The 16,197-nt window shown below is 63.7% G+C and carries 16 protein-coding genes and 1 riboswitch; of the genes, 10 read left to right on the plus strand and 6 right to left on the minus strand.

What is annotated here, in order from left to right; translation table 11 throughout:
- Positions 1-258 precede the first annotated feature (258 nt).
- Entirely contained in the window at positions 259-972 is a 714-nt protein-coding gene (locus tag AC0L3L_RS02650; protein ID WP_473486082.1) for a GntR family transcriptional regulator, read from the plus strand.
- Between the two features lie 169 nt (positions 973-1,141).
- Here AC0L3L_RS02650 and AC0L3L_RS02655 read toward each other — a convergent pair whose 3' ends face one another.
- Entirely contained in the window at positions 1,142-1,726 is a 585-nt protein-coding gene (locus AC0L3L_RS02655) for a HupE/UreJ family protein (protein ID WP_473636445.1), read from the minus strand.
- Between the two features lie 115 nt (positions 1,727-1,841).
- On the opposite strand from AC0L3L_RS02655, the gene AC0L3L_RS02660 reads away from it, so the two are divergent.
- The gene (locus AC0L3L_RS02660) at positions 1,842-2,303 is read left to right on the plus strand and encodes a hypothetical protein (RefSeq protein WP_473636446.1); all 462 of its coding nucleotides are present in this window, start codon (positions 1,842-1,844) and stop codon (positions 2,301-2,303) included.
- On the opposite strand, the gene AC0L3L_RS02665 is transcribed toward AC0L3L_RS02660, so the two are convergent.
- The 5 genes from AC0L3L_RS02665 to AC0L3L_RS02685 form a co-directional block, all read right to left on the minus strand.
- Complete coding sequence (locus AC0L3L_RS02665) at positions 2,300-3,508, minus strand: agmatinase family protein (protein WP_473636447.1); 1,209 nt, start codon at positions 3,506-3,508, stop codon at positions 2,300-2,302. The genes AC0L3L_RS02660 and AC0L3L_RS02665 overlap by 4 nt on opposite strands.
- A gap of 12 nt (positions 3,509-3,520) precedes the next feature.
- On the minus strand, positions 3,521-4,330 hold the full coding sequence (locus AC0L3L_RS02670) for an ABC transporter ATP-binding protein (protein WP_473636448.1): 810 nt from the start codon (positions 4,328-4,330) through the stop codon (positions 3,521-3,523).
- Complete coding sequence (locus AC0L3L_RS02675) at positions 4,327-5,139, minus strand: ABC transporter permease (protein ID WP_473636449.1); 813 nt, start codon at positions 5,137-5,139, stop codon at positions 4,327-4,329. Before AC0L3L_RS02675 ends, AC0L3L_RS02670 begins: the two co-directional genes overlap by 4 nt.
- Positions 5,140-5,244: 105 nt before the next feature.
- Complete coding sequence (locus AC0L3L_RS02680; RefSeq protein WP_473636450.1) at positions 5,245-6,309, minus strand: putative urea ABC transporter substrate-binding protein; 1,065 nt, start codon at positions 6,307-6,309, stop codon at positions 5,245-5,247.
- A gap of 100 nt (positions 6,310-6,409) precedes the next feature.
- A riboswitch (guanidine-I (ykkC/yxkD leader) is annotated at positions 6,410-6,524 on the minus strand.
- Positions 6,525-6,665: 141 nt separating this feature from the next.
- The gene (locus AC0L3L_RS02685) at positions 6,666-7,352 is read right to left on the minus strand and encodes a GntR family transcriptional regulator (RefSeq protein WP_473636451.1); all 687 of its coding nucleotides are present in this window, start codon (positions 7,350-7,352) and stop codon (positions 6,666-6,668) included.
- A 292-nt stretch (positions 7,353-7,644) separates the two neighbouring features.
- Here AC0L3L_RS02685 and AC0L3L_RS02690 point away from each other — a divergent pair, with 292 nt between their 5' ends.
- From AC0L3L_RS02690 to atzF, 8 genes are read left to right on the plus strand one after another with little or no spacing between them, the layout of a single operon-like run.
- On the plus strand, positions 7,645-8,772 hold the full coding sequence (locus tag AC0L3L_RS02690; protein ID WP_473636452.1) for a BMP family ABC transporter substrate-binding protein: 1,128 nt from the start codon (positions 7,645-7,647) through the stop codon (positions 8,770-8,772).
- A gap of 58 nt (positions 8,773-8,830) precedes the next feature.
- Complete coding sequence (locus AC0L3L_RS02695) at positions 8,831-9,955, plus strand: ABC transporter permease (protein WP_473636563.1); 1,125 nt, start codon at positions 8,831-8,833, stop codon at positions 9,953-9,955.
- Positions 9,955-10,881, plus strand: coding sequence for an ABC transporter permease (locus tag AC0L3L_RS02700; protein ID WP_473636453.1), 927 nt, complete (start codon positions 9,955-9,957; stop codon positions 10,879-10,881). The genes AC0L3L_RS02695 and AC0L3L_RS02700 overlap by 1 nt, the downstream gene beginning before the upstream one ends.
- Positions 10,882-10,906: 25 nt before the next feature.
- Entirely contained in the window at positions 10,907-11,608 is a 702-nt protein-coding gene (gene biuH, locus AC0L3L_RS02705; RefSeq protein WP_123146849.1) for a biuret amidohydrolase, read from the plus strand.
- Between the two features lie 10 nt (positions 11,609-11,618).
- Positions 11,619-13,148: an ABC transporter ATP-binding protein gene (locus tag AC0L3L_RS02710; protein ID WP_473636454.1), complete on the plus strand. Its 1,530-nt coding sequence runs from the start codon at positions 11,619-11,621 to the stop codon at positions 13,146-13,148.
- The gene (locus AC0L3L_RS02715) at positions 13,148-13,816 is read left to right on the plus strand and encodes a cysteine hydrolase family protein (protein WP_473636455.1); all 669 of its coding nucleotides are present in this window, start codon (positions 13,148-13,150) and stop codon (positions 13,814-13,816) included. Before AC0L3L_RS02710 ends, AC0L3L_RS02715 begins: the two co-directional genes overlap by 1 nt.
- On the plus strand, positions 13,809-14,159 hold the full coding sequence (locus AC0L3L_RS02720; protein WP_473636456.1) for a cupin domain-containing protein: 351 nt from the start codon (positions 13,809-13,811) through the stop codon (positions 14,157-14,159). The genes AC0L3L_RS02715 and AC0L3L_RS02720 overlap by 8 nt, the downstream gene beginning before the upstream one ends.
- Positions 14,156-15,985 (plus strand): allophanate hydrolase, encoded by a 1,830-nt coding sequence (atzF, locus tag AC0L3L_RS02725; protein WP_473636457.1) that lies wholly within the window; start codon positions 14,156-14,158, stop codon positions 15,983-15,985. Before AC0L3L_RS02720 ends, atzF begins: the two co-directional genes overlap by 4 nt.
- Positions 15,986-16,197: the final 212 nt, after the last annotated feature.

A 16,197-nucleotide genomic window follows, 5' to 3' on the forward strand; every position in this document is an offset into this window, starting at 1 on the left:
CTTCCTCTCTAAATCAACTTAAGCAAAGCATCATGCATGCCAATTGCCCTACTTCGGCCGCAAGCGATTGAAACCTTGGGGAAATCGGGATTGCATCGGGCTGCCTGCCGAAACAGCATGCTTATGCAATGCACAAATTATAGGCGATAGCGGGCGATTCTCGCAAAAATCGTATGCAATCTTTTCTGACATCGTATTCACTTTGGCCCTCGTGCACGCGACCCGATTCAGGGTAGAAGAGGTGCAGGGACTACCATCATGAATATAGCCGACCAGACTTTCCCTGCTGTCGACAGTGCCAACGAGGATCGCGCCCAGGCAATCCGCGACCAGTTGCGAGACGCGATCGTCGATCGCCGGCTGGCGCCCGGAACCAAGCTGTCGGAAGGTGAGGTCGGCACTTTATTCGATGTCAGCCGCACCGTGGCGCGCGCAGCGCTGCAGATGCTCTCCTTCGAAGGCCTGGTGCGGACCGAGCGCAATCGTGGCGCCTTCGTCGCCAACCCGTCGCCGGAGGAAGCGCGTCAGGTCTTCGCTTCGCGCCGGCTGATCGAGCCCGGCATAGCGATTGCCGCAGCCGGGCGGATGACGCCGGCGCATGTCGCCGCCTTCAAGGCGCAGCTCGATGAAGAGGGCCGCTTCATTGCCGAACGCGGACCAAATGCAAGACGATCGGAGATCAAGGCTTCGGGCGATTTTCACCTGCTGCTGGCGTCGGTCGCCGGAAACATCATCCTCCAGCGCTTCATGGAAGAACTGGTCGCGCGTTCATCGCTGGTGATCGCGCTCTATGGCCGCTCGGGCGTCTCGAGCTGCGGCCATAGCGAGCACATGAATATCCTAGAGGCGCTGGAAAATGGCAATTCCGAACGCGCCAGCGCACTGATGCTGCACCACATCGACCATATCGAGGCCGACCTCGATCTGCGCATCAGGAGCGGTCCGGCGCTCAGGCAGGCGCTCGAGTTCTGACGCTCATTTCGACCGGAGGGACGCGATAACCGCGCCCTTCAAAGCCGCTCGGCACGGATCTTCAGGATCTGGTACAGCAAATCGCGGATGCGCCGCAGCCTCATCGACAATTTCTGGCTCATCTGCATTCCAGTTCTGTTTGCCGACTGCCTGCGCTTGATCGCCTCACTCAGAAACTTTGTGCCGCCATGGCCATTCCAACCAGCGAGGTGGCAAGCCCCGCGTTGCGGATCGTCGTCGGCCAACGAGCCAGCTTGACAGCGGACAGAATGCCGATCGCATGCAGCATCGACGAGCCGAGCATGAAACCAGCGGCGTAGGCGATGCCGCCGGCGCTCTCGGGAATCTCGAGGCCGTGGGCATTGCCGTGAAAGAGGCCGAACAGGGCGGTCAGCGCCGCGGCGGCGGCCAGCGGCAGCGGCCTGGCAAGACCGACCATGGCGCCGAAGACCACCAGCGACAGCGCGATGCCCGTTTCAAGCGAAGGCAGGCCGATGCCCGCCATGCCGAGCAAGGCTCCGGCGACCATGGCCGAGACAAAGACCAGCGGCACTAGCACAACACTGCGCCCGCCGGCGCGAGCGCCAATCATGCCGACCGTGACCATGGCCAGCAGATGATCCATGCCGAAGAGCGGGTGTTCGAGGCCGGCGAAAAAGCCGTGGACGTGAACGCCGCCGCTATGCGCAAACGCCAGCGACGGCGTGAGGGCAGCGAGAGCTGAAAGGGTGCCAAGTCTTGCTAATGTTTTCATGGTTGTACCTGTTCGATGAGAGTGACGGGTTCTGGTTTCAGTGCCCGGGAACGGCAAATTGCGAAGCGGCGGAACGGTCTGCAAGAGCGCGCGCCGCGGCGAAGCCGAGCGGCTTTTGCTCATTGCCATCGTGATAGATGAAAGCGATGCGGCGGCGGTGCGATGTCAGGCGCGCCGGCAACGGGTGATAGGCGACGCCGGTGCCGCCGACGAGCGGCATGACCGCGCCGACGTCGACCAGATCCTCGGTCTCGACGCGAAGCAGATGAAGCCGCACGCCGTCTGCCGTCTCGCCGACAAAGGGTATGCCGGCCAGGCGCAGAAAGCTGGATGGGTCCGGCGCCCGCGCAAAGCCTTCGAGGAAGGCGGTTTCAACAAGGTCGAGGTCGACCATCGCTGGATCGGCCGGCGGCTCGTGAGCCTGGTCCGGCAGATGCGGCGTCTGCCATTGCAGCGGCTTGCCCGCGGGCCCGTTGTGGCCGAGGACGTGCCGATGGTCGTGATGGCCGTTCGGCCCGTGATGATGATGGCCATCGCCATGATCGTGACTGTGGTGGTGATCATCGTGCATGGTTAAAAACTCGCCGGTTTGTCGATAATGGATTTGTGCTTGCCGAGATTACCGTGGGCGACCATCGAGCCGAGCGCCTCGACGACGACACGCACACCGAACAGCGCCGTGATGTCCGACGTGTCGTAAGGCGGCGAAACCTCGACCACTTCCAGTCCGCAAATGCCGGGTGCCGTCACCAATCCCAGAAGCTTGAGCGCCTCGCGCGGCAGGAAGCCGCCTGGCTCAGGCCAGCCCGTGCCGGGCACGAAGCCGCAATCGAGGCTGTCGACGTCGAAGGAGATGTAGACGGCGTCGGTGTCTTTCCATGCGAGTTCGAGCGCGATTTCCGCCGCCTTCTCGAGGCCCATCTGCTCGATGTCGGCAATGGTCAGCACGTTGGTGCCGCGTTTTCTCGCCTCGGCGACGCCGTAGCGGGGAACCTGCCAGCCGCCGATGCCGAGCTGCACGAGATTGGTCGCCGAGACGTTCGGCAGGTTGGTCGCCCAGTACCAGGGCGTGGTATGCATGCGCTCGTCGAGATCCTTTTCCTGGATGTCGATATGGCGATCGAAATGGATGATGCCGATGCGTTTCGAGGTCACGTCGGCGATGCCGCGCACGCAAGGGAAACCGATCGAATGGTCGCCGCCCAGCATGATCGGCAGCGCGCCGGACGAGGCGACATGGCTGACGCCCTTGGTGATCTGGTCGAAGCTCTTTTCGAGATTGGCGGGAATGGTGAAGACGTCGCCGGCGTCGCACAGCGTCATCTGCTCGCGCAAATCGACGCCGAGCTCGTAATTGTACGGCGTGTAGAGCGCCGAGATGCGACGAATGCCTTGCGGCCCGAAGCGGGTTCCCGGCCGGTAGGTGGTGCCGCTGTCGAAAGGGATGCCGATGACGGCAGCATCATATTTGCCGACATCGCGGACGTTCTCGACATAGGGCGCCTTGAGAAAGGTGTTGATGCCGGCGAAATGCGGCAGCTCGCCGCGCGCGAATGTCGGGATCGATTTGTCGACGATCGACTCCGACCCTGGCAGGCCCATGTCGAGCGCCCATTGCTGCTCCTTGCGCCAGCCGCTTTCCGGCAGCTTGCCCTCGGCCTCGATCGATTTCCAGCCCTGCGTGCCGCGCGCGTCGAAATCGGGGTGGTGAAAGCGTTCCCTGGCCCCCCGGGCGACGAGGCCTGCGCGGCGGTGATTGCGTTCGGGGATATTTCTGGACATTCACGGTCTCCGTTACGACGCCGTCGTCGCCATTGCTGTTTCCGGTCGGGTCGTCCCGACGATCGCGGCCACCTTGGCCAAGTGATGAGAGGAAGCCCGGGTCTTGCGATCGAGCTTCAGATCGTAGGTGATCGTCGCGCCGTAAGCCGACGGGAACTGCGGATCATGGCGCACCTTGTCGAAAACCAGCACGCGGGTGCCGAGCTTGAAGGCCTCACCGATATCGTGGGTGACCATCACCACCGTCATGCCGTGCTCGGTCCAGAGCTCGGTCAGCAGGTCGTGCATCTCGACACGGATGCCGGGATCGAGCGCCCCGAACGGTTCGTCGAGAAGCAGGATCTGCGGACGGCCGAGCAAGGTCTGCGCAATCGCCAGCCGCTGCTGCATGCCGCCGGAGAGCGATGCCGGATAAAGGTCGCGCGCATGGGCAAGGCCAACCCGCGCCAGCATGGCCTCGGCCTCTTGCCTGGCGCTTGCGCGCCTGGCGCCGAAGACGCGGCCAAACGGCCCGCCCGAGCGAAAGTCTTCGACCAGCAGCAGGTTCTGCATGGCGGTCAAATGCGGAAACACCGAATAGCGCTGAAAGACGATGCCGCGCTGCGGCGTCGGCTCGGGCACGATCGGGCCATCGCCGACGATGACGACGCCACTGCTCTGCTGCTCCTGGCCGAGCAGAATGCGCAGGAACGTCGATTTTCCGCAGCCGCTGGCGCCGACCAGCGACAGGAATTCGCCGGCCTCGGCGGTGACGTTGACCCGCTCGAGCACGCGGGCATCGCCATAACTCTTTTCCAGCCCGTGAACGACGATGCGGCTCATCTTGCCTCCACCGGGTGCGCCCAAGGGGAGGCCGCTTGGGAAAGCCGCACCAGCAGCCAATCGGTGATGACGGCAAGCAGCGTGATCCAGGCGACATAGGGCAGGATGACGTCCATCGAGAGATAGCGGCGGACGAGGAAGATGCGGTAACCCAGCCCTTCGGTCGAGGCGATGGCTTCGGCGGCGATCAGGAACAGCCAGGCCGGCCCGAGCGCCAGCCGCACGCAAGTGATGAGTCGCGGCATGACTTGCGGCAGCACCAGCCGCAAGATCATGGTCCAGCTGTTGCCGCCAAGTGTTTGTGCCTTGGCCACCAGTTCGGACGGCAATTCCAGCACCCGGTTGGCGATGTCGCGCACCATCACCGGCGCGACGCCAAGGGCGATCAGGGTGATCTTGGCCGTTTCGCCGAGGCCGAGCGCGATGAACAGGATCGGCAGCAGCGCCAGCGGTGGGATGACGCAGACGACGGTGACGAAGGGCAGCAGGAAGGCCCGCACCCTCGGGATAAAGCCGATGGCGATGCCAAGCGAAAGCGCGGCGAAGGTGGCAACGCCCACGCCCGCGAACAGCCTGAGGAGACTGGCATAGGTATCGACCCACAGGATAAGGTCGCCCGAGCGCTTGTCCGGAACCGTCGCCAGGTCAAGAAAGGCCGACCACATCTGTGCCGGCGAAGGCAGCAGCTTGTCGCTGGGGTTGACCGCCAGTCGTTGCGCCGAGGCGATCAGATAGGCGATCGCCACCAACAAGAACGGCAAGCCGCCGAGGAACAAGGCGCCGCCGCGCGAGACCTTCGCATTGATCATGCGAAGGCGCACCTTCGGCCGTGGCCGGGAAGGGCGCGTGGTGCCCTCCCCGCCCGTCTCGGAGGCTTCATCCCTGGCACTCATTCCCTTGGCCAGCATGTCGTGTCAGGGCGTTTCGGTTGCGGCCTCGGCCATGAAGGCTGGATCGAAACGCAGCTTGACGTTCTTGGCGTCGCCCAGCGTGGACCCGTCGGGAAAGCTCATGCCGACCATGTCGACACTCGTCGCGTTGGTCCCGAGAATGCCGTGGCTGAACAGGAAGTTGCGGACCAGATCCATCGTCTTCGGCAATTCGGTGCCGTTGGTGAACTCGACCGCCTTGGCGGGGTCGAAGAACATTGCCGTCGAAGCGAGCTGTGCGTCGAAGCCGGCGAGGTCGGTACCGGACGCCTTGGCCATCTCCTCCTTGGCTGCCTTGCCTTCCGGCGTGTCGGAGGTCATCAGGTCCATCGCTTCGTACCACGCGCCGACAAGCGCCTTGCCCAATGCAGGATTGTCCTTCAGGGTCTCGGTGTTGACGACCATCAAGTCGATGATCTCACCGGGAATCTGCGAGGAATCGAAAACCTTCTGCGCACCCGGCATGGCGACGATCTCGGAGACCAGCGGGTTCCAGGTAACGACCGAGGTGACGTCGCTGGTGCCGTAGGCGGCGACCATGTCGGCGTCGGACGTGTTGACGACGGTGATGTCCTTCTCGGCGAGCTTGACCGTGTCCAGTGCCCGCGCCAGCAGGTAATGCGAGACGGAGAGCTCGACGAGATTGACCTTCTGGCCGGCAATGTCGGCGAGCGCGGCCTTGTCCTTGAGGATCACGGCATCGTTGCCGTTGGAGAAGTCGCCGATGATCAAGGCGGTGGTGTCGACGCCGCCGCCTGCGGGGATCGACAGCGCGTCCATGTTGGTCATCGAACAGCCGTCGAAAGCGCCGGCCGTATACTGGTTGATGCTTTCGACATAGTCGTTGATGCGGGTGATCTCGACGTTGATGCCGTTTTTTTCAGCCCATTTCTTCATGATGCCGCTGTCGGAGAGATAGCCCCACGGCATCCAGCCGACATAGATCGACCAGCATATCTTGAAGTCTTTCTTGGGTGCCGCGTCGGCGGCGGAAATCATGGGAAGGCTGAGTGATGCGGCTAGGATGATTGCGGCCAGCTTGCGAAGCATTGCGTACCCCTGTTCGCGATCCGGATTGCGACCGGACCTTATGTTGGGGCTTGCGGAGCGCGCATCCGGGAGAGGTTCGCGCCAGCAAACCCATGCAGGGTTCTCCCGGGATTTTGGCCCGCCGTGTTCCGCCGGATGCCTCAGTGCATCCCTGGCGGTCGCATCTCTTGGACCAGCACCGCTTTGTTGCGGCCGGAACCCTAGACGCTCTGCACACCATCAACGAAGCAAGGAGCATGCCAAAGCCCAACTATGCCAAAAGGCCGGCATTTGTGGACCTGTGCGGCTTCGAGCGTTTCGCTTGAGTGACGCGAAAATCATCGCATCGCCGACGGATTGGGCAGTTTGCCTGATTGCTAGGAAGACATCCCGAACGAATCCGCCGCCGGTTTCATCGGGTCAACCGCAGCAAAGACGGCGCTCGCCTCGCTGACGATGGAAACGTGATCCTTGGCTGCATGTCCTGCGGCAGCGCTGTCGCCGCGCATGATTGCGGTAACGATGACGTCATGCTCCTGCCAGGATTTGGCCAGGCGGCCCGGCAGCATGAATTGCGCGCGCCGGAACGGCGCCAGCCGACTGCGTGTCATGACGGTCAGTTCATAGATGTGCTTGCTGTGCGCGCCGCGATAGAGCCGGGTGTGGAACTCGGTGTTGAAATACTCGTAGTCCTCCTCCGCACCCAGTTGCACAAGGCGCGCCGATGCCTGGTGCTCGATTTCGAGCGCGCGGCGTTCGGCGGCGGTCATGCGCTCGGCCGAGAACCGCGCGCAGATCGCTTCAAGCTCGGCCATGCTCTCGAACATCGACGCAAGATGCTCCTGCGTCACCACGGCGACGGTGGCGCCGCGGTTGGGCCGCCTTTCGACCAACCCCATGGCGCTCAGCCGGCCAAGCGCCTCCCTGACCGGGGTGCGCGACACATCGAAACGGGCAGCCAGCGAGGCCTCGTCGAGCTTTTCGCCGGGGCGCAGGAAGCCGGTGACGATCCGGTCGCCGATCGCCCTCACCATCTGATCGACGGTCGTGCCCGACCTGATCAAGCTGCGCTTCCCCGACAATTCTCCTCCGTCCAGTCTTTTGCAGAGTCGAGTGGCTCGCCGGAAGTTTCGACTCGGACGCGTCCTCTATGCCTCTATTTTAATCTACCTGTCAAACTGACTATTCGAACGGCAAAAAGTGTATGCAATTGCCTTTCACTTAAGCAGGGCTGGTCTGTGTATCGACTGATTTCATTTGATAAATTTTATCTTTTGAACTGGCACAGCGATTGCATGCACTTTTACAAGAAGGGAATCAATCGACCCGGAAAAGGGTCCAACAGGGAGCATTCACATGACCGAGAGATTCATGCTTAGCCGCCGCGAGTTGCTGAAGACCTCCGCCGTCGGAGCGGCGCTCGGTCTGGCCTCGGCGTCATTCCCGATCAGCAGGGCGTTCGCCGCTGCCGTCACCGTCGGCTTCATCTATGTCGGACCGAAGGACGACTACGGCTACAACCAGGCGCATGCCGAGGGTGCCGCCACATTGAAGGCCATCGAGGGCATCTCCGTGGTCGAGGAGGAGAACGTCCCCGAGACGGTCGATGTCCAGAAGACGATGGAATCGATGATCAACCTCGACGGCGCCTCGCTGATCTTCCCGACCTCGTTCGGCTATTTCGATCCGCACATGCTGGCCATGTGCGCGAAATTCCCCGACGTGCAGTTCCGCCATTGCGGCGGCATGTGGAACAAGGACAAGCATCCGATGAATGCCGGTTCCTATTTCGGCTATATTGGCATGGGCCAGTATCTCAACGGCGTCGCCGCCGGCCACGCCACCAAGACCAAGAAGATCGGCTTCGTCGCCGCAAAGCCCATTCCGCAGGTCCTGCTCAACATCAACTCCTTCCTGCTCGGCGCACGCTCGGTCGACCCGACCATCACCTGCCAGGTGATCTTCACCGGCGAATGGTCGCTGGCGGTCAAGGAGGCGGAAGCCACCAATGCACTGGTCGATCAGGGTGCCGACGTCATCACTTGCCATGTCGACAGCCCGAAAGTGGTGGTCGAAACGGCGGCGGGACGCGGCGCCTTCATCTGCGGCTACCATGCCAATCAGAGCCCGCTGGCGCCGGAAAAATATCTGACCGGCGCGGAATGGAACTGGGCGAAGGTCTACAAGATGTTCGTCGACGACCTCATGGCCGGCAAGCCGCTGCCCAATTTCACGCGCGGCGGACTGGCCGACGGCTTCGTCAAGATGAGCCCGCTCGGCCCCGCCGTCAGCGAGGCGGCGCGCGCCCAGTTCGACGGCACGCTCGCCGAAATGATGAAGGGCGGCTTTTCGGTAATCAAGGGGCCGTTGAAGAACAACAAGGGCGACGTCGTCGCAACCGAGGGCCAGACCTTCGTCGAAGCCGCGATCGAGTTGGAAAGCATGGACTATCTCGTCGAGGGTGTCGTCGGCTCGACCGCTTGAGCATGGATCGGAGACGGGGGCCATGGCAGACACCGTGAGCAGTGCGAGCGTGCCAGTGATGCTCGGCGCCCGGGGCTATCCCACGGCGCTCGAATGGATCGCCCGGCGGGCGGAGGCCTTCGTCATCCCGCTCGCGGCGCTGATCGTCGGCATGGCCCTGTTCAGCCTGTTCATCGCGCTGGTCGGCAAATCGCCGGCGCAGCTCTATGAAACGATGTGGCGCGGCGGCTTCGGCTCGTGGTTCTCGGTCCAGAACTCGCTGTCGCGGGCCGCACCCTTGCTGCTTGCGGCGCTCTGCGTGGCACTGCCGGCCCGGCTCGGCCTTGTCGTCATCGGCGGCGAAGGCGCGATCGTGCTGGGCGGCGTTGCCGCGGCCGCCATGGGCGTGGCCGCCAGCGGGACCCCCGCCTTTTTCGTTATTCTTGCCATGGGCGTGGCGGGCCTGGCCGCCGGCGGCATCTGGATCGGTGCCGTCGGCGCGCTACGCCACTACCGTGCCGTCAACGAAACCATATCGAGCCTTTTGATGGCCTATATCGCCATCGCCCTGATGAACCATCTGGTGGAAGGACCGCTGCGCGATCCCGCCTCGCTCAACAAACCGTCGACCGAGCCGCTGGCGGAGGTCTATCGCATCGGCAATATTCCGGGCATGGACGTGCATTGGGGCCTGGTCGTCGGCGTCATCGCCTGCGTTCTGTCCTGGCTGCTGATCGAAAAGACCCGGTGGGGCTTCGCCGCCCGCATCGCTGGCGGCAATGTCAGGGCAGCCCAGGTGCAGGGACTTGCCGTCGGGCCGCTGGTCGTCGGCTTCACCGCGCTGGCCGGCGGCTTCGCCGGCCTTGCCGGCATGCTGGAAGTCGCCGCCGTGCAAGGCAGCGCCAACGCCTCGCTCGCCGCCGGCTATGGGTATACCGGTATCCTGGTCGCCTTCCTCGCCCGCCACAATCCGCTCGCCATCATCCCGGTCGCCTTCCTGCTTGGCGGCATCGACGCCTCCGGCGGGCTGATCCAGCGCCGCATGGACCTGCCCGACGCCACCGTGCTGGTGCTGCAAGGCATGCTGTTCGTCGTCATCCTGTTCAGCGAAACCTTCTACGGCCGCTTCAAGGCCTTCAATCCCGATCTCTGGCAGAGAGGCGATCTCTTGAAGAAGCCCGATCTCCTGAAGGGAACTGCCTGATGGATGCAACCGCGATCGGCCTCTGGGGCGTTCCGCTCGCCATGCTCGGCGGCGCCATCCGCGTGTCGACGCCCTTCATCTTCGTGTCGCTGGGCGAAGCCATCACCGAGCGTTCGGGGCGCATCAATCTCGGTCTCGAAGGCACGCTAGTCTTCGGCGCGATGACCGCCTATGCCGTGGCGGTGATGACCGGCTCACCGTGGCTCGGCCTGCTGGCCGCCGCCGCTGCCGGTCTTTGTTTCGGCCTGTTCCACGGCTGGATCTGCAAATTCCGTGGGGTTAACGACATTGCCATCGGCATTGCGCTGATGCTGTTCGGCTCGGGTCTCGCCTTCTTCTTCGGCAAACCGTTCATCCAGCCCTCGGCGCCCGACCTGCCGGCCATCCCCTTTGGCGGCTGGTCCGACGTTCCGCAGGTGCAGGCGGCGCTCAACGTCAACGTGCTGTTCCTGATCGGCGCAGCATTTGCCGTATTCCTGTGGTGGGCTTTCCGCAACACCCGCGCCGGCCTGATCCTGCGCGTGGTCGGCGACAGTTCCGACGCCGCGCGCGCCATGGGCCTCAACCCGAATACGGTGCGCCTCATCGCCACCGGCATCGGCGGCGCGCTGGCCGGCATCGGCGGCGCCTATCTTTCGCTCTACTATCCCGGCAGCTGGACCGAAGGCATTTCGTCGGGACAGGGGCTGATGGCGGTGGCGCTGGTCATCTTCGCGCGCTGGAATCCGCTCGGCTGCTTTGCCGCCGCGCTGCTGTTCGGCGGCGCCGGCGCGCTCGGGCCGGCGCTGCAATCGGTCGGCGTCACGCAAGGCTACTATCTGTTCTACGCCGCACCCTACATCCTCACCCTCGTCATCATGATCGCCACCTCGTCGCCGAGCCGTTCGCTGGCCGGCGCGCCGGGCGAACTGTCGATCACCAAATGACGTTTCCAGACTGGAGTTTTTCTCAATGAACGCCAGAGCCGAGGTCACGCAGCGCTATATCGATGCCGATCCCTATCCATGGCCCTACAATGGCGAGCTTCGGCCCGACAACACGGCGCTGATCATCATCGACATGCAGACCGATTTCTGCGGGCCGGGCGGCTATGTCGACCATATGGGCTACGACCTGTCGCTGGTGCGGGCGCCGATCGAACCGATCAGATCGGTGCTGTCTGCCATGCGGGCGAAGGGCTACACCATCATTCATACGCGCGAGGGCCACCGGCCCGATCTCGCCGACCTGCCAGCCAACAAGCGCTGGCGCTCGCGCCGCATCAATGCCGGCATCGGCGACCCCGGACCCTGCGGGCGCATCCTGGTGCGCGGCGAGCCGGGCTGGGACATCATCCCCGACCTCTATCCGGCCGAAGGCGAGCCGATCATCGACAAGCCGGGAAAGGGCTCGTTCTGCGCCACCGACCTGGAGCTGATCCTCAACCAGCGCGGCATCGAAAACATCGTGCTGACCGGCATCACCACCGACGTCTGCGTGCACACGACGATGCGCGAAGCCAACGACCGCGGCTTCGAATGCGTGATGCTGGAGGATTGCTGCGGGGCGACCGACTACGGCAACCATCTCGCCGCGATCAAGATGATCAAGATGCAAGGCGGCGTGTTCGGCGCGGTGTCCAATTCGGCGTCCTTCGTCGCCCAGTTGCCATGACGGTGTCGTGATGCGTGAAAGCGGAAAGAAGGCCGTCGGCGTCGAGACGATCGGCATGAGCATGCGCTTCGGTGGCTTCACCGCGCTGGACGACGTCTCCATCAAGGTGCCGGCGGGATCGTTTCATGCGCTGCTTGGCGAAAACGGCGCGGGCAAATCGACGCTGGTCAAATGCATCATGGGCTTTTATCACCCGACCGCCGGCGACATTCTGGTCGACGGCCGCGAGGTCGGGATCGCCAGTCCGAAGGAGGCCTCGGCGCTCAGCCTCGGCATGGTCTACCAGCATTTTACCCTGGTCCCGTCGCTGACAGGTGCGGAAAACCTGGTCATTTCGCGCGAGAAGGTGCCGGGGATTATCGACTGGCGCAAGGAGCGCGCCGCACTTGCCCAATTCATGGAGCGGATGCCGTTCAAGCTGCCGCTCGACGTCAAAGTGGCCGAACTCGCCGCCGGCGAGAAACAGAAGCTCGAAATCATCAAGCAGCTTTATCTCGGCCGCAGCTTTCTGGTGCTGGACGAGCCGACGTCGGTGCTAACCCCCGGCGAGGCGCAGGAAGTGCTGGGCCTCGTGCGCGGCATGACCAAGGCGGGCGATCTCACCGTGCTGATGATCTCGCACAAGTTCCACGAGGTGACGGCGTTTGCCGACGACATCACGGTGCTGCGCAAGGGCAGACTGACAGGAACGGGGAAAGTACCGGAGCTGTCTCACAAGCAGATGGCGGCGATGATGATCGGTGACCAGCCGATCGCCGCGCTCGACAGCCGCGCTCCAGTGCCGGTCGGTGCCAGGCAAATCCTGACGGTGAAGGCACTGAAGGCGCCCGACCGCACCGGCCTGAAGACCATCAATATCGGCGAGCTCGATGTGAAATCCGGCGAGATCGTCGGCGTCGCCGGTATCTCCGGAAACGGCCAGAAGGAGTTTTTAGAAGTCCTGGCCGGGCAGCGCACGCGTGATGCCGGCGACGTCCTGGTGAAGGGATCGCCTTACCGCGCCAGCCGCGCCGAGGCCCGCACGCTCAATGTGCGTTTCATCCCGGAGGAACCGTTGCGCAATGCCTGCGCGCCGAGGATGACGGTTGCCGAAAACATGGCTTTCCGGACCTTCGACCTGAACGAGGCCGGCAAGCCGATCAACTGGATCCGGATGAGTGCCATCAGAGACTATGCGACGCGCCTGGTCGAGCAGTTCAAGGTCAAGACGGCCTCGCTCGCCTCGCCGATTTCATCGCTCTCCGGCGGCAACGTCCAGCGCGCTGTGCTCGCCCGCGAACTGACCGGCGAGGTCGATCTGCTGATTGTTTCGAATCCGTGCTTCGGCCTCGACTTCTCCGCCGTTGCCGAAATCCGCGCGCGCATCATGCGGGCACGCAACGCCGGTGCCGCCGTGCTCTTGATGTCGGAGGACCTCGACGAATTGCTGGAGCTCTCCGACCGCATCTTCGTCATGTCCGACGGCGCGCTGGTCTACGAGACGCCGATCGCCAAGGCGAGCGTGCAGACGATCGGCGAGCACATGGCCGGACAGCACTGATGGCGGCAATCGACGCGCTGCCGTTTCCGTTTGCCTTCAAGCCTGAGGCGATGGCGCTGGTCGTCATCGACATGCAGCGCGATTTCGCCGAGCCGGGCGGCTTCGGCGCCAGCCTCGGCAATGACGTCAGCCGGGTGGTGGCGATCGTGCCGACGGTAAAAAGGCTGATCGAGGGATTTCGCGCCGCCGGCCTGCCGGTGATCCACACGATGGAGTGCCACAGGTCAGACCTTTCGGACCTGCCGCCGGCCAAGCGCAATCGCGGCAATCCGTCGATCCGGATCGGCGATGTCGGTCCGATGGGCCGTGTGCTGATCATCGGCGAGCCGGGAACGGCGATCCTCGACGAGCTTGCCCCGCTGCCGGGCGAGATCGTCATCGAAAAGCCGGGCAAGGGCGCGTTCTACGCTACCAGCTTCGGCGAGGACCTGAAACGGCTCGGCGTGCAGCAGCTCGTCTTCGCCGGAGTTACGACGGAAGTCTGTGTGCAGACGACGATGCGCGAGGCCAACGACCGCGGCTATGAATGCCTGCTGGCCGAGGATGCGACGGAGAGTTATTTTCCGGAATTCAAGGCGGCCGCGCTGGCCATGATCAGGGCGCAGGGCGCGATCGTCGGCTGGACGGCGATGACGGACCAGGTGCTCAAGGGAATTGCCGATGCCTAACATTGCATACCCGACTCTCATCGATGGGGGCTGGCGTGATCTGGCATTCGAGCATTTTCGCGAAGGCATCACGGTGCATTGGCTGCTCAAGGGCGGACCGGCCGAACCGGCCGTCGCCATCCTGAACTATCGGCCCGGCGCCGGCGTGCCGCGCCATCGTCATGTCGGGCTCGAAACCATCGTCGTGCTGGAAGGCACCCAGAGCGACGAGAACGGCGACTATCTTGCCGGAAGCGTGATCCTGAACCCGGTCGGGACCGAGCATTCGGTGTGGACGAAAGACGGTTGCGTCGTGCTGATCCAGTGGAATCTGCCGGTGGCCATTCTGGACGAGGCGAAATGAGCGACATCCGTTTTGATATAGGGAGCCTGCACGCGGCGTATGCCTCCGGCATGTCGGTTGCGGCCGTCATCGAAACCGTGCTCCAGCGCATAGCGGAAGCGGACGATCCCGGCATCTTCATCCATCTGGCGAGCAAGGCGGAGATGCTCGCCGAAGCCGAAGCACTCGGCGGATTCGATCCCGTGGCAAAGCCGCTCTGGGGCATGCCGTTCGCGGTCAAGGACAACATCGATGTTGCCGGCATGCCGACCACGGCGGCCTGCGCCGAATATGCCTACTTGCCGGCAAAAGACGCCACCGTTGTCGCGCGTCTGAGGGCGGCCGGCGCGCTGGTCGTCGGAAAAACCAATCTCGACCAATTCGCCACCGGCCTCGTCGGCGTGCGCACACCTTATCCAATCCCGAGAAACGCGGTCGATCCGAAACTGGTGCCGGGCGGCTCCTCGTCCGGCTCGGCTGTGGCGACGGCGCACGGCTTCGTTTCTTTCGCACTCGGCACCGATACCGCCGGCTCCGGCCGCATTCCCGCCGGCCTCAACAATATCGTCGGGCTGAAGCCGACGGTCGGCGCGCTGTCGGCCGTCGGCGTGGTGCCGGCCTGCCGCACGCTCGACTGCGTCTCCGTCTTTGCGCTCACCGTCGATGACGCCTACAGCGTCTTCAGGGCCGCGGCGGCAAAGGATGATGCCGATCCCTATTCGCGCTTCACCGCGCCGCCGTCACTCGGTCCGCGTCCACCCGATCTGTCTGTCGGCGTTCCGGCAAAGACGGATCGGGAATTTTTTGGCGACGCGGCCATGCAAGCGGGATTCGAAGCGGCGCTGCGGACGCTGGAAAAACTTGGCTGCCGATTGATCGAAATCCCCTTCGGCGATTTCTACGCCACCGCCAACCTGCTCTACGAAGGCGCCTGGGTGGCCGAGCGCTATGCGGCGATCGCGGATTTCATGGACGTGAACGAGGCAGCCATGCATCCGGTGACGCGCCAGATCATAGGCGGGGCGCGAAAACTTTCCGCAGCGGATGCTTTCAAAGGCCTCTATGCGCTGCAGGCCTACAAGGCCAGGCTCGCGCCTGTTATCGCCTCGGTCGACCTTTTCTGCGTGCCAACCGCGCCGACGCACTATTCGCTGGAGACTGTTTTGGCCGATCCGATCATCACCAACAGCCGGCTCGGCACCTACACCAACTTCGTCAATCTGCTTGACATGTGCGGCATCGCCGTACCGACGGGCAAGCGCGACGACGGCTTGCCGATGAGCGTCACTTTGCTTGCCGCCGCCGGCAAGGACGCCCTGACGGCGTCGCTGGCCAGCGAGCTGCATGCAGCCAGCGGTCTCGGCCTTGGCGCGACAGGCTGGGCGATGCCAGCCTCCCCCGCCAAAACCTTGGACCCTGGTGACGAAATGATCGAGCTCGTGGTCGTCGGTGCGCATTTGTCGGGAATGCCGCTCAACGGCCAACTATGCGCGCTTGGCGCGCGATTGAGCAGAGCCGCCAGGACGGTTGCTTCCTATCAGCTCTACGCACTCGCCGGCCAATCCGTGCCGAAGCCCGGGCTCGTGCGTGTTGCCGACGGCAACGGGAAGTCGATCGACGTCGAGGTTTGGCGGCTTTCAGCAGACGCGTTCGGACGCTTCGTGGCCGCGATCCCGCCGCCGCTCGGCATAGGCACGATCGAGCTCGATGACGGGACATCGGCCAAGGGCTTCCTGGTCGAGACCGCCGGGTTGTCAGAGGCGATCGACATTTCGGCCTATGGCGGTTGGCGCAGCTTCATCGCAAAGGCCGGCGGAGAGCGACTGGAAAGCGTCCCGGCCGATTGAACGACCGGCCGTTCGCGCCGGCAATGTCAGCGCGACCTCAAATCATAGCAGTGATGCTCGGCGAGCCCGTCACGCCGAATGCCGTAAGCGATCCGTAAGCGCGCGTGTTCGAAAGTTGCACCGTGAGTGGCAGGCGTCACCAAGCGCTTGCGACTGGCGGAGACCTCGCGATGCGAACAGGCAGTGCAGTGGCCGCAACAGATTTCGTCGGG

The sequence above is a fragment of the Mesorhizobium sp. WSM4849 genome, assembly GCF_055811385.1.